At 67.6% G+C, this 13,110-nt stretch carries 17 protein-coding genes; 2 read left to right on the top strand and 15 right to left on the bottom strand.

Translation table 11 applies throughout. The annotated features are described in order from the left end of the window. Positions 1-115: 115 nt before the first annotated feature. Entirely contained in the window at positions 116-268 is a 153-nt protein-coding gene (locus NHG85_RS05645) for a hypothetical protein (protein WP_370362976.1), read from the top strand. Between the two features lie 127 nt (positions 269-395). Next, a complete protein-coding gene (locus NHG85_RS05640; RefSeq protein WP_099276505.1) occupies positions 396-563 on the top strand; it encodes a YdcH family protein in 168 nt (55 codons plus the stop codon). A gap of 182 nt (positions 564-745) precedes the next feature. Here NHG85_RS05640 and phbB read toward each other — a convergent pair whose 3' ends face one another. The 15 genes from phbB to NHG85_RS05565 form a co-directional block, all read right to left on the bottom strand. Continuing rightward, positions 746-1,471 carry an acetoacetyl-CoA reductase gene (gene phbB / locus NHG85_RS05635; RefSeq protein ID WP_253330605.1) on the bottom strand — a complete coding sequence of 242 codons (726 nt, stop codon included), beginning with the start codon at positions 1,469-1,471 and terminating at the stop codon, positions 746-748. 58 nt (positions 1,472-1,529) lie between these two features. Next, a complete protein-coding gene (locus tag NHG85_RS05630; RefSeq protein ID WP_253330603.1) occupies positions 1,530-2,360 on the bottom strand; it encodes a patatin-like phospholipase family protein in 831 nt (276 codons plus the stop codon). Position 2,361: 1 nt separating this feature from the next. Continuing rightward, the gene (locus tag NHG85_RS05625; RefSeq protein ID WP_253330601.1) at positions 2,362-3,537 is read right to left on the bottom strand and encodes an acetyl-CoA C-acetyltransferase; all 1,176 of its coding nucleotides are present in this window, start codon (positions 3,535-3,537) and stop codon (positions 2,362-2,364) included. A gap of 73 nt (positions 3,538-3,610) precedes the next feature. After that, positions 3,611-4,417, bottom strand: coding sequence for an EAL domain-containing protein (locus NHG85_RS05620; protein WP_253330600.1), 807 nt, complete (start codon positions 4,415-4,417; stop codon positions 3,611-3,613). A gap of 67 nt (positions 4,418-4,484) precedes the next feature. Then, positions 4,485-4,925 (bottom strand): molybdenum cofactor biosynthesis protein MoaE, encoded by a 441-nt coding sequence (locus NHG85_RS05615; protein WP_253330599.1) that lies wholly within the window; start codon positions 4,923-4,925, stop codon positions 4,485-4,487. A gap of 12 nt (positions 4,926-4,937) precedes the next feature. Next, positions 4,938-5,186: a molybdopterin converting factor subunit 1 gene (gene moaD / locus NHG85_RS05610; protein WP_253330597.1), complete on the bottom strand. Its 249-nt coding sequence runs from the start codon at positions 5,184-5,186 to the stop codon at positions 4,938-4,940. After that, on the bottom strand, positions 5,183-5,878 hold the full coding sequence (pgsA, locus tag NHG85_RS05605; protein ID WP_253330595.1) for a CDP-diacylglycerol--glycerol-3-phosphate 3-phosphatidyltransferase: 696 nt from the start codon (positions 5,876-5,878) through the stop codon (positions 5,183-5,185). Before pgsA ends, moaD begins: the two co-directional genes overlap by 4 nt. Positions 5,879-6,052: 174 nt before the next feature. Next, positions 6,053-7,936, bottom strand: coding sequence for an excinuclease ABC subunit UvrC (uvrC, locus tag NHG85_RS05600; protein WP_253330607.1), 1,884 nt, complete (start codon positions 7,934-7,936; stop codon positions 6,053-6,055). A 291-nt stretch (positions 7,937-8,227) separates the two neighbouring features. Then, on the bottom strand, positions 8,228-9,010 hold the full coding sequence (locus NHG85_RS05595) for an SDR family oxidoreductase (protein ID WP_253330594.1): 783 nt from the start codon (positions 9,008-9,010) through the stop codon (positions 8,228-8,230). Further along, complete coding sequence (locus NHG85_RS05590) at positions 9,007-9,948, bottom strand: calcium/sodium antiporter (protein ID WP_253330592.1); 942 nt, start codon at positions 9,946-9,948, stop codon at positions 9,007-9,009. Before NHG85_RS05590 ends, NHG85_RS05595 begins: the two co-directional genes overlap by 4 nt. Further along, entirely contained in the window at positions 9,948-10,127 is a 180-nt protein-coding gene (locus tag NHG85_RS05585) for a hypothetical protein (RefSeq protein WP_253330590.1), read from the bottom strand. Before NHG85_RS05585 ends, NHG85_RS05590 begins: the two co-directional genes overlap by 1 nt. Further along, positions 10,127-10,921: a S49 family peptidase gene (locus tag NHG85_RS05580; RefSeq protein WP_253330588.1), complete on the bottom strand. Its 795-nt coding sequence runs from the start codon at positions 10,919-10,921 to the stop codon at positions 10,127-10,129. The genes NHG85_RS05585 and NHG85_RS05580 overlap by 1 nt, the downstream gene beginning before the upstream one ends. Before the next feature lie 38 nt (positions 10,922-10,959). Then, positions 10,960-11,721: an ABC transporter permease gene (locus tag NHG85_RS05575; protein WP_253330586.1), complete on the bottom strand. Its 762-nt coding sequence runs from the start codon at positions 11,719-11,721 to the stop codon at positions 10,960-10,962. Further along, positions 11,718-12,647: an ABC transporter ATP-binding protein gene (locus NHG85_RS05570; protein WP_253330584.1), complete on the bottom strand. Its 930-nt coding sequence runs from the start codon at positions 12,645-12,647 to the stop codon at positions 11,718-11,720. The genes NHG85_RS05575 and NHG85_RS05570 overlap by 4 nt, the downstream gene beginning before the upstream one ends. Before the next feature lie 123 nt (positions 12,648-12,770). Next, positions 12,771-13,110: WecB/TagA/CpsF family glycosyltransferase (locus NHG85_RS05565; RefSeq protein ID WP_253330582.1), on the bottom strand; the 340-nt coding region annotated here is incomplete at its 5' end.

Raw genomic sequence — 13,110 nt, 5'->3', positions numbered from 1 at the left:
ATGATGCGGAACGCGGGCTCTGGCCGATCGGCTTTCCCGAGGACAAGCGCAGGACCTACGACCTGCCTGAAATCCGCGCCCGCTGGTCTCGCGCGCTGGGCGCGATGCGGAACGGGTGATCGTCACCGCGCGGCAGGGCGGGCGGGCCGCCTTCCGACTCGCCGCGCCGCTGGTGCTCCATGCCGGGGCGCGGCACCTGTCGGACGCCGCCGATTTCACACCGGAGGCCGAAGGAATCCTGCGCCATGGAGAAATCTTGCGCGTCTGACCTACAGGATTGCGCAGGATTTCGCGCATCGTCGCGAGAAAGGACAAATGCGTCGCATCTCGCAGGTGACAGAATTGTAAAACCGTGCTCGACTGGTCTTGTCGCAACCAGACACAGGAGACAGCCTATGAGCCTGACATCGCATCTGGAGGAACTGCGCCGGAAACACCAATCGCTTTCGCAGGAAGTGGAGATGGCGCAGAGGTCGCCTGCCACCAGCGACATCGAAATCGCGCAAATGAAGAAGCGCAAGCTCATGCTGAAGGAAGAGATCACGCGACTCAGCCCGCACTAGGGCGACCCCATGCCGGGACCCGCTCCCGGCGCGGCCCCCTTGGGGTCCACTCCTCGTGACATACCCTTTTTTCCGAAAAGCGCCCGCCGCTCATGCGACGGGCGCTGCTTTATTCAAGGGTGCCAAACGGGGTTCCGCTTTCAGCGGGGGGCAAGGGCCGAAGCCCCCGCCCCCGGCGGCCGTCAGGCGAGGTACTGCCCACCATTGGCCGAAAGCGTCGAGCCGGTGATGAAGCCCGCATCCTCGGAGGCGAGGAACACCACACAACGCGCGATCTCCTCCGCCTCGCCCAGCCGCCCGACCGGGATCTGCGGCAGGATGACGTCGTTCATCACCTTTTCAGGGATGGTGCTCATCATCTCGGTGTTGATGTAGCCCGGGCAGATCGCGTTGACGGTGATGCCGCCGCGCGCGCCCTCCTGCGCCAGCGCCTTGGTGAAGCCGATGTCGCCCGCCTTGGCGGCGGCGTAGTTGGCCTGGGCGAACTGGCCCTTCTGACCGTTGATCGAAGAGATGTTGACGACTCGGCCGAACTTGCGCGCGCGCAGGCCGGGCCAGACGCAATGGGTCATGTTGAACAGGCCGGTGAGATTGGTGTCGATCACCTCGCGCCATTGCTGCGGCGTCATCTTGTGAAACGGCGCGTCGCGGGTGATGCCGGCGTTGTTGACGAGGATATCGACCGGCCCGTGCTCCTCCTCGACCTTGGCGATGCCCGCCTTGCAGGCCTCGTAATCGCCCACGTCCCACTTGTAGGTGGCGATGCCCGTCTCCTCGGTGAAGGCGCGCGCCTTCTCGTCGTTGCCCGCATAGGTTGCCACCACGGTGTGGCCTTCCGCCTTCAGCGCCTTGGAAATCGCCGCGCCGATGCCGCGGCTGCCCCCTGTCACCAATGCCGTTCTTGCCATTCTAGCTCTCCCTCGCGCTGCGAATTGGTCTCCTTTGACCCTTTCGCATCACGTGAGGTCAAGCAAGCCCAACCTCCTGGCAAAAGGCCTTTGCGTCCCGCGCGCCCTGCTCCCAGGTGCAGCGCAGCTTGCCCGGATCGGTGAAGTCGATCTTGTCGGCGGGCGTCTCGTCCGAGGGCATCACGTAGCGCCGCCCCGGCACCTGCGGCAACTTGCGGTAGCGCCGTGTCAGAAGCACCAGCGTTTCGCCCTCGTCGGGCTCGGGCATCGGCGCCTGATCGGCCATGCCGCCATCGACGACGGGGCGCCCGTCCCAGTCGGGCGGCTCGAACACCGGCGGGATCACCGCCGCCGCGCAGACCAGATCGACGAGCCGCCCCTCGCGCGCGGCGTCGCGCGCATCGACGAGGCTGCAATCGAGGCCGAGCTTGGCCGCCCATGAAAAATGCGGCGAGTTGACCAGATGCAGCTCGGCCTCATAGGCCACGGTCGCGGCCACGCCGCTGAGCTTGGGCAGCCCGGAAGAGGGCGGATGCGCGATCAGGATCTGCACCTGCGGGCCTTCGGCGACCCTGTGGGCCGCCTCCTCGTTGAGCACCCGCGACACGACCTCGCAATAGATCCGCTGATGCGGGCTGATGCCGCCCTTCTCGCGGTCGAAGAGGTTGCTCTCCTGCGCCTCGAAGGCGTCGCACATCGCGTCGAGCAGCTTGCGCTCGCGCCCCGCGACATGCGTGGCCGCCGAGAGCGCGCCGCCAGAAACCCCGGCGACGCGCTCGGGCGCGATATCGGCGTGCTGGCCGAGGACCTCCATGAAGCCCCCCTGCCAGAAACAGCGCAGACCGCCCCCCGAGAAGACGAGTTGGCGGGGCGCGGTCCAGTCGCTCATCTCAGTCGCGCTCGATGCACAGCGCCACGCCCATGCCGCCGCCGATGCACAGCGTGGCGAGGCCCTTCTTAGCGTCGCGGCGCTGCATCTCGTGCAGCAGCGTCACCAGCACGCGCGCGCCCGAAGCGCCGATCGGGTGGCCGATGGCGATGGCGCCGCCGTTGACGTTCACCTTCTCCGGGTCCCAGCCCATCTGCTTGTTGACCGCGAGCGCCTGCGCGGCAAAGGCCTCGTTCGCCTCGATCAGGTCGAGATCCTCGACCGACCAGCCGGCCTTTTCGAGCGCCTTCTTCGAGGCATAGATCGGCCCCTCGCCCATGTAGGCCGGGTCGAGACCGGCGGTGGCATAGGCGGCGATGCGGCCCAGGGGCTTGATGCCGCGGCGCTCGGCCTCCTCGACCGACATCAGCAGCGTCGCGGCGGCGCCGTCGTTGAGGCCCGAGGCATTGGCGGCGGTGACGCTGCCCTCCTTGGAGAAGGCCGGGCGCAGCTTGGCCATGGCGTCGATGGTGGCGCCGTGGCGGATGTATTCATCGGCATCGGTGGTGATGTCGCCCTTGCGGGTCTTGACGGTGAAGGGGACGATCTCGTCCTTGAAGCGCCCGTCCTTCTGCGCGGCCTCAGCCTTGTTCTGCGAGGCGACGGCGAATTCGTCCTGCATCTCGCGGGTAATCTGGTGGCGGGTGGCCACGTTTTCGGCCGTGGTGCCCATGTGGTAGTCGTTGAAGGCGTCCCACAGGCCGTCCTTGATCATCGTGTCGGTGAGCTTGATGTCGCCCATCTTCTGACCCTGCCGCAGCGTCTGGGCATGGGGAGCGAGCGACATGCTTTCCTGCCCGCCGGCGCAGACGATGCTGGCATCGCCGAGCTGGATGTGCTGCGCGGCGAGTGCGACGGCGCGCAGGCCCGAGCCGCAGACCTGGTTGAGGCCCCAGGCCGCGGCCTCCTGCGGCAGACCGGCGAGGATATGCGCCTGGCGCGCCGGGTTCTGGCCCTGTGCGGCGGTCAGCACCTGGCCGAGGATCGTCTCGCTTACCTCGGACTTGTCGACACCGGCGCGGCTGACGACCTCTTCGAGCACGGCGGCGCCGAGCTGATGCGCGGGCGTGTTGGCGAAGGCGCCACCGAAGCTGCCCACGGCGGTGCGGGCGGCCGAAGCGATTACGACATTGGTCATGAAACTCTCCCTGACAGACGGGCCGGCACGTGCCGGGCTTCCGGATCGGAGCCGAGCCTAGCAGCCTCGATCCTCAGGGCAACGGCATTCGCGCCGCGGGCCGGGGCTGGCGCGCCGGACGGCCCCACAGATAACCCTGCAGGCATTCCGCGCCGATCCCGGCGAGCCGCTCCGCCTCTTTTTCGGTCTCCACGCCGCAGGCGACGCTGGCCATGCCGAATTGCCGCGCCACGGCGACCAGCGCGGCGCAGAGCACCTGGTTGTCCGGGTCCTCCTCGATGCCGCGCACGAAATGCGCGTCGATCTTGACGAGGTCGAAGAGGAAATCGCGCAGGTGGCGAAAGGCGGTCTGGCCCGCACCGAACTCGTCGAGCGCGAAGCTCACGCCGCGCGGGCGCATCTCGGCCATGAAGTGGCAGACCACCTCGGGCAGGGTCATGGCCGAGCTTTCGGAAATCTCGAGGATCAGCCGCTCGCCGATGCCCGGGCCCCGCCCGAGCCCGTCGAACAGCGTCCGCCGCCAGCGCCCGTCACCGATCGAACGGGCCGACATGTTGATCGACAATCGCAGGCCGGGCGCGCGGCGCAGCGCCTCCAGCCCCTCGCGCAGGGCGGCGCGGTCGAGGTCGCGCCCCAGCGCCGTCTCCTCCACGCCCGGCAGGAAATGCCGCGCCGGCAGCAGCCGCCCGGCATGATCGCGCAGCCGGATCAGCCCCTCGTGAAAGGCGGTGGCGCCGGTCGCGGCCACCATCACCGGCTGGTAGGCCAGCTCGGTGCGCCGCTCGGCCAGCGCCTCGCGCACCATGCACGGGATGTCGGCAAGGTCGAGCGCCTGCGCCTGCGCGAAGGGATCGGTGGGCGAATCGGTCGTGGGCGGCATGGCGGACCTTCGTCTGCGGCGATGCGCGACAGGATGGGCGACACCGCTTAAGACGAGGTGAAAGCCGCTACCAGCGCGAGAGCGCGTCCTCGTCCTCGGGCGTCGCCTCGACCCAATGCGCGCCCGATTGCGTCACCTCCTTCTTCCAGAAGGGGGCGCGCGATTTGAGGTAGTCCATCAGGTATTCCGCCGCCTCGAAGGCTGCCCGGCGATGCAGTGCCGCCGTGGCCACCATCATGATCGGCTGCCCCACGGGCAGCGATCCGAACCGGTGGATCACCACGAGATCGGCCAGGTTCCACCGTGCGCGGGCCTGCTCGGCGATCTCCCCGATCGCCTTTTCGGTCATGCCCGGATAATGCTCGATCTCCATGGCGATCAGCCCGCCCTCGCGGTCGCGCACGATGCCGGTAAAGCTCACCACCGCGCCGACCTCCTGGCGCCCGTGGCTGAAGGCATCGAGCTCGGCGCCTGCGTCGAACGGCCCCTCCTGCACGCTGATCTTCATGCCCGCGCCCCCTCAGCCGCCGGTCATCGGCGGAAAGAAGGCGACCTCGCGCACGCCGGACAGGGCGGCGTCGAACTCCGACAGCTCCTGGTCGAGCGCCACGCGCAGCGCCGAAACATCCGCGAAGGCCGCGGCATAGCGCTCCTCGCGGGCGCGCAGCTCCTCTACCAGCTCGGCCACCGTGGCGGCCTTGGTCTCGATCCGTTCGCGCGGCAGGCCGATCCGCTCGCGCACCCATGCGAAATAGACGATCTCGATCATGGCGCGCGGCTCTTGCCCGGCTCGGGCGCGGGCGCATCGCGCAGGAAGGGCAGCGCCTTGGAGAAGTAATCCCAGCCGGTCATCAGCGTCAGGATCGCGGCGAGCCACAACAGCACGATGCCCGCCCACCAGCTGATGATCATGCCCCAGTATTTCCAGGTCAGCCCCAACTCGTCCGGCGTACCGCCCGAGAGGATCGAATCGATCATCGTCTCGTCCATGCCGAAGCTTTCCATGACGAAGTAATGCTCGAAGGCACCGGTCGAGAACAGCACCGCGATGGCGACCATCTGCGCGGTGGTCTTCCACTTGGCAAGCTTGGTGACGCTCAGAAGCCCGGCCTTGGCACCGAGAAACTCGCGCAGGCCGGAGACGAAGACCTCGCGAAACAGGATCAGCGTCGCGGGCAAAAGGATCCACGGGTTCATGCCCGAAAAGCCGGTGATGACCAGAAGCGCGATGATCACCATCGCCTTGTCGGCAATGGGGTCGAGCATCGCGCCGAACTTCGATTCCTGCTTCCAGGCGCGGGCGAGGTAGCCGTCGAGAAAATCGGTCACGGCGGCGGTCACGAAGAGCACCAGCGCGAACCAGTCGGCCCATGGCCGCAGGAAAAAGAGGAACATCACCGCGACGCCGGGAGCCGCCAGAAGCCGCAGGACGGTGAGAATATTGGGCAGGGTCCATGTCATGCGCCAAGAGATAGCGCGCTCCCCCCGGTCTTGCCATAGCCGCGCTGCCATTCTGCCGGCCGCCCTGCCTTTTCATCTTTCTTCGAATACGCATGGCATGACGGTTTGACCGGGCGCGCGGCCGCGGCGGCGCGCCATGCGTATGTGTCGAAAGATGAAACAGACCCCGCGCGGTCAGCCGCTTTCGTGGAAATGGCCGTAGATCTTCTCCGCGAGGCTTTCCGAGATGCCCTGCACCGCCTTGAGATCGGCGAGGTTGGCGCGGCTTACCGCCTTGGCCGAGCCGAAATGCGCCAGAAGCGCGCGCTTGCGCGTGGCGCCCACGCCCGCGATCTCGTCGAGCGGGGTGGCGCCCACGGCCTTGGCGCGCTTGGCGCGGTGCGTGCCGATGGCGAAGCGGTGCGCCTCGTCGCGCAGACGCTGGACGAAGTAGAGGACGGGATCGTTGCGCGGCAGGGCAAAGGGGCGCAGGCCGGTGCGGTAGAACTCTTCCTTGCCGTGGTCGCGGTCGACGCCCTTGGCAACGCCGATCATCGCCACGTCGTCGATGCCCATCTCGTCGAGGATCTCCTGCACCGCGCTGACCTGCCCCGCGCCGCCGTCGATCAGCAGAAGGTCGGGCCAGGCCGGGCTTTCGCGGTTCGGGTCCTCCTTGAGGAGCCGCGCGAAGCGGCGGGTCAGCACCTCCTTCATCATGCCGAAATCGTCGCCCGGCGTGATCTCGGTGCCCTTGATGTTGAACTTGCGGTACTGGCTCTTCTCAAAGCCCTCGGGCCCGGCGACGATCATGCCGCCCACGGCATCCGTGCCCATGATGTGGCTGTTGTCATAGACCTCGATCCGGCGCGGCGGCTCGTCGAGGCCGAAGGCCTCGGCCAGCCCGCGCAGCAGTTTGCCTTGCGTCGCGGTCTCGCTCATCTTGCGCGCGAGGCTTTCGCGGGCGTTGCGCGCCGCCCCCTCGACCAGTTCGGCCTTTTCGCCCCGCTGCGGCACGATCACCTCGACCTTGCGGCCCAGCTTTTCGCTCAGCGCCTCGATCATCAGGTCGGGATCGTCGAGCCCATGGCTCAGGATCAGCTGCCGCGGCGGATCGCGGTCGGCGTAGAACTGGCCGACAAAGGCCTGCATGACCTCCGAAGGATCCTCCTCGCCCGAAACGCGGGGGTAATAGTCGCGGTTGCCCCAGTTCTGGTTGCCGCGGATGAAGAAGACCTGCACGCAGGCCTGCCCGCCTTCGACATGCAGCGCGATCACGTCGGCCTCGGACACGCCACGCGGGTTGATGCCCTGTGCGGTCTGCACCTGCGTCAGCGCCCGGATCCGGTCGCGCAGCGCCGCGGCGCGTTCGAACTCCATGTTCTCGGAAGCCTCGGCCATCTGGCGGCCCAGCACCTCCTGCACCTGCGTCGACTTGCCCGACAAAAAGCGCACCGCATCAGCCACGCTCGCGGCATAATCTTCGCGGCTGATCTCGCCGGTGCAGGGTGCCGAGCAGCGCTTGATCTGGTGCAAGAGGCAGGGACGCGTGCGCCCCTCAAACACCGAATCCGTGCAGTTGCGCAAGAGGAACGCGCGCTGAAGCTGGTTGAGCGTCCGGTTCACCGCGCCCGCGCTGGCGAAGGGGCCGAAGAACTGCCCCGCGCCCTTGCGGGCACCGCGGTGCTTGCCGATCTGCGGGAAATCGTGATCCGAGATGTGGATGTTGGGAAACGACTTGTCGTCGCGCAAAAGCACGTTGTAGCGCGGCTTGAGCTGCTTGATGAGGTTCTGCTCCAGAAGCAGCGCCTCGGTCTCGGTCCGCGTGGTGAGAAACATCATCGAGGCGGTTTCGCGAATCATCCGCGCGATCCGCCCCGAATGGCCCGTGGGGCGCGCATAGCTCGACACCCGGGCGCGCAGGTTGCGCGCCTTGCCGACATAGAGCACGCGGCTTTCGGCATCGAGCATGCGGTAGACGCCCGGCGAGCCGTCGATCAGCCGCAGCTGCGAACGGATCAGCGCGTGGCCGGTCAGCGGGGTCTTTGGCGTATCGGTCTGGGTGTCGGTCATGCGGTCCATATCGGCATCATGCATTGGCCCTGCAATCTAGGTGTCCCGAGGCCATCTGCAAAGCTGTCCACCGTTTCTGGGGATAAGGATGTGGGCAGCCGCGGGACGGCGGGAATTAGCCGTGACAAGTCAGGGGGTTGATCGAAACGCCCAAATATTGGGCAGCCATCAAATCCTTGTTTTCCTTGGGGAAAGCCCTGCCATTCGCGGCTTATCCACTGTGTTCCCGCTTTGGGATGGATTGCGCACAGCCCCGGTGGATCGGCCCATGGATCGACCGGTGGGGAGCTGTGCGCAAGTTCAGTTGCGGCCCTGGATATCCGGCGTCTGCCATCCGAGATGCTGGCCGCCATCGACACAGAGAAGCTGCCCCGTGACGCCCGGCGCCTCGATGAAATAGCCCAGCGCCGCGCAGATGTCCTCGGGGTTGGAGCCGCGCTGCAGCACCGTGTTGGCGCGCTGGCCCGCGTAATGCGCATCGGACTGGTTCGCGCCCTGCAGCGTCGGGCCGGGGCCGATGGCGTTGACCCGCAGCCGTGGTGCCAGCGCCTGCGCCGCCGTGCGGGTAAAGGCCCACAGCCCCATCTTGGCCACGGTGTAGGACATGAAATCGGGCGTGAGCTTGCGCACCCTCTGGTCGATGATGTTGACCACGAGGCCCTGGGCCAAGGGCTCGCCGCGCGCGTCGCGCGCAGGTTCCGTGATGCCCTCGGCCACTTTCTGGGTCAGCACCACCGGGGCGCGCAGGTTGCTTTCCATCGCCCGGTCCCAGCTGTCGCGGGTGCCGCTTTCGATGTCGTCGTATTCGAAGATCGAGGCCGAGTTGACGAGGCAGGTGATCGGCCCGCCCAGGGCCTCGACCGCGCGCGGGATCAGCCCCTGCACCGCCGCCTCGTCGAGCAGGTCCGCCCCCAGAGCATGGGCCTCGCGGCCCATGGCGCGGATTTCGGCCACGACCTCCTCGGCCGGGCCTTGCGAGGTGTTGTAATGGACGATCACGTCAAAGCCGCGACGGCCCAGGTCGAGCGCCATGGCGCGGCCCAGCCGCGCGCCCGCGCCGGTGACGAGTGCGCGCGCCCTCATGCCAGCACCATCGCGCCGTAGCCGACATAGAGCGCGGTCAGCGCCACGCCCCAGCCGCGCGTCACGTCGCGCCCCATGTAGACGAAGGGCACCAGCAGCAGCGAGGCCGCCAGCATCACCCACAGGTCGAAACCCATGACGTCCGAGGCCACCGGGATCGGCCCGACGAGGCTCGCCACGCCGATGATGCCCAGCAGGTTGAACATGTTGGAACCGATCACGTTGCCCATCGCCACGTCGGCCTCGCGCCGGATGGCGGCCATGACGGTGGTGGCCAGCTCGGGCAGCGAGGTACCGATGGCGACGAGGGTCAGGCCGATCGCCGTGTCGGAAATGCCGAAGGTCTCGGCGATCGAGACCGCGCCGGTCACCAAGAGATCGGCCCCCACGGGCAGGCCGACGACACCGGCCAGCAGATAGGCCGCGACCTTCCAGCCGCGCATCTTCGGGTCCGCGCCCTCGACCTCTTCTTCCGTCGTGCGGCCGTTGCGGTGCTTGTGCGCCACCCGCGCGGCATAGAGCAGCATCGCCGCCAGCGCCGCCAGCAGCAGCAGCCCCGCCCCCCAGGATAGCACCCCGGTGAAGGCCAGCGCCATGAACAGGGCCGTGGCCGCCATCATCTGCAGAAAGCTCGACCGCGTGTCGGACCCGCCACTGGCGTGCAGCGTGGTGATCAGCGCCGGGACGCCGAGAACCAGAAGCACGTTGGCGACGTTGGAGCCGACCACGTTGCCCAGCGCGAGCCCCGGCGTGCCCTTGAGGATCGCATCGATCGAAACCAGCAGCTCGGGCGCGGAGGTGCCGAAGGCCACCACCGTCAGCGACACGATCAGCGCCGGTATTCCGAGACGCAGGGCGAGGTTCACCGCCCCCTTTACCAGCGCATCCCCCGCGAAGACGAGGAGCACGAGCCCCGCCGCCACCAACAGCCAGTCCATCAAAGTCCGTCCTTTCCACAGGGGCAGGGCCCCTTGCCTATCCTCGGCCGCCCGCAGGCGGCGCAGCGGCCGCGCCCGAGCAGGCCCTTGGCCCCCCGCCCCTTGGGCAGCCGCAGTTTTCCGAACATGGCGAGCAGGATCATGCCCACCAGAAACAGGGTGACGATCTTGATCAGCATCAAAGACCGAAACGGGCGAAGCCCGCGCGCTCCTCGATGCCGCCCAGCGCCTCCTGCGCCAGCCCGGCGCCGAAGCGCGACAGCAGTGGCCGCTTGCGGGCATGGCGGCGCAGGCGCAGCTTGTCGCCGAAGCGCGCCTTAAGCACCGGCACGAGATGCCCGATCCCGTCGGCCAGCCCCTTTTCGACCGCCCGCGCGCCGATCCATATCTCGCCGGTGAAGAGATCCGGGTCATCGGCGAGCTTGGCGCCGCGCCGGCTCTTCACATGGTCGATGAAATAGTCGTGCATCTCCGAGAGCCAGCCTTCGAGCCGGGCCACGTCCTCGGGCTTTTCGGGGCGGAACGGGTCGAGGAAGCTCTTGGATTTCCCGGCCGTGTGCACCCGCCGCTCGACGCCGTTGCGCGCCAGGAGCTCATGCGCGCCAAAGCCCGCGGAGATCACGCCGATCGAGCCCATGATCGAGCCGCGGTCGACGATGATCTCGTCCGCCGCCGCCGCCAGCCAGTAGCCCCCCGAGGCGGCCACATCCTCGACGAAGGCGATGACGGGGATGTTCTTTTCCTCCGAGAGCCTGCGGATGCGCGCGGCGATCAGCGCCGATTGCACCGGCGAGCCGCCGGGAGAGTTGATCTCGATGGCGACGGCGGCGGGCTTGCCGCGCTTGAACGCCTTTTCGATCATCGCGGCGGTGCCCGCGTCGCTCAGGCCGGCGCCTGTGGCGCCAATCGCGCCCTGCAGGCGGATCACGGAAACGAGGGGGCCCCTGGAGCGGAGCGGCAGCCAGTTCATCATGCCCAGACATCTAGGCCCCGCCCGGCCCCATCACAAGGTCAGGAGCGGATACGCCAGCCAGTGCGGAAAATGAGCCATATGATCCCGAGGCAGATCGCGGTGAACAGCCCGATCGCCGCGAGGCTGACACCGATGGAGACGTCGGCCTGCCCGAAGAAGGACCACCGAAAGCCCGAGATCAGATAGACCACAGGGTTGAAGCGGGTCACGATCTGCCAGGCGGGTGGCAGCATCGAGATCGAGTAGAAACTGCCGCCCAGAAACACCAGCGGGGTGATCACCAAAAGCGGGATGAGCTGCAGCTGCTCGAAGTTCTTGGCCCAGATGCCGATGATGAAGCCCAGAAGCGAAAAGCTGATGCAGGTCAGCACCAGAAAGGCCAGCATCGAGACCGGGTGCAGGATGGTGAAATCCACGAAGAGGAACGAGGTGCCCAGGATCACGAGGCCGATGAACAGCGCCTTGGTCGCCGCCGCGCCGACGAAGCCGAGCGTCACCTCGAGAAAGCTGATCGGCGAAGAGAGATATTCGTAGATCGTGCCGATGAACTTCGGGAAATAGATCGCGAAGCTGGCATTGGAGGTGGCCTGCGTCATCACCGAGAGCATGATCAGCCCCGGAATGATGAAGGCCGCGTATTCGACCCCCTCGACCCGGTCCATGCGGCTGCCGATGGCCGAGCCGAAGACCACGAAATAGAGTGAGGTCGAGATGACGGGCGAGATGAAGCTCTGCAGCAAGGTGCGGAAGAAGCGGGCCATCTCGGCCTTGTAGATCGCGGTGACGGCGCCGAGGTTCATGCCGCGTCCTCCTTGACGAGGCCCACGAAGATCTCTTCGAGGCTGGAGTTGCTGGTGGAGAGATCCGTGAGCTGCAGCCCCGCCGCCTGGATGTCGGCCAGAAGCGCGGTGATGCCGGTGCGCTCGGCATGGGTGTCGTAGGTGTAGATCAGCGCCGATCCGTCCTCGGCCCGCACCAGCCCCTCGCGGCGCAGCGATTGCGGCAGCTCGGCCACCGGCTCGGCAAGCTCGATCCGAAGTTCCTTGCGGCCCAGCCGCGCCATCAGCTCCTCGGTGCGCTCGACCAGCATGATCCGCCCCTTGGAAATGACGCCGATCCGGTCGGCGATGGCCTCGGCCTCCTCGATGTAATGGGTGGTGAGGATGATGGTGACCCCCTCGCCGCGCAGCCGCTCGACCACGCGCCACATGTCCTTGCGCAGCTCCACGTCGACGCCGGCCGTCGGCTCGTCGAGAAACAGGATTTTGGGCTCGTGGCTCAGCGCCTTGGCGATCAGCACGCGCCGCTTCATGCCGCCTGACAGCTCCATCACCTTGGCGTCGCGCTTGTCCCAGAGCGACAGGTCGCGCAGCAGACGCTCCAGATGCGCGTCGTCACGTGGTCGGTCGAACAGGCCGCGGGTGAAGCGGACGTTGTTCCACACGGTCGAAAAGGGCTCCAGCGCGATCTCCTGCGGCACGAGGCCGATCATGTCGCGCGCCTTTCGCCAGTCGCGCACCACGTCGTGGCCGCCGACCTCGACCGCGCCGCCCGAGGGCATGGTGATGCCGCAGATGGTGGAGATCAGCGTCGTCTTGCCCGCGCCGTTGGGGCCAAGGAGCGCGATGATCTCGCCCTCCTCGATATCGAGCGACACGCCGTCCAGGGCGGTGAAACCGCCGGCGTAGCTCTTGGTCAGATCGCGAACCGACACGATGGGGGGCATCTGGAAACCTTTCACGAGATCGGCACGACGATAGCCCCCCGCCCAAGCGCGCGAAACCCGTGGCGCGGGCGATCTTCGCGCGTGCGCGCACAGGGCAGTCTGTGCAGGCGGGCGGAACCGTCCTCAGTCGCGCCGCATCCGCAAGGCCCGGACCGCGTGACCCGGCAGGATGGCGGCGCAGCGCGCGTAGCGCCCGGCGAGCCGGGCCGGGTCCGAGCCTGCGCGCCACAACCATTCGAGCGCCAGCCGACGCACCAGCCGCGGCGCGCGCGGCTGCGTGCCGGCCAGGAAATCGAGCCCCGCGCCGATCGAGACAAAGCCCAAGCGCGGCTGTCGTACCCGCCCCCGCGCGGCGAGCCGCTCCTGCTTGGGTGCGCCCAGCGCGAGAAATGCCAGCCCCGCACCGCTTTGCGCCACCGCGTTGAGCACGGCATCGGCCTCGGCCCCGCTTGGGTCGAAGCCC

The sequence above is a fragment of the Limimaricola litoreus genome (assembly GCF_024159025.1).
GTDB lineage: Bacteria > Pseudomonadota > Alphaproteobacteria > Rhodobacterales > Rhodobacteraceae > Limimaricola > Limimaricola litoreus.
Note: the sequence above shows the minus strand (reverse complement) of the source record. Positions and strands in the feature narration are given on the sequence as shown.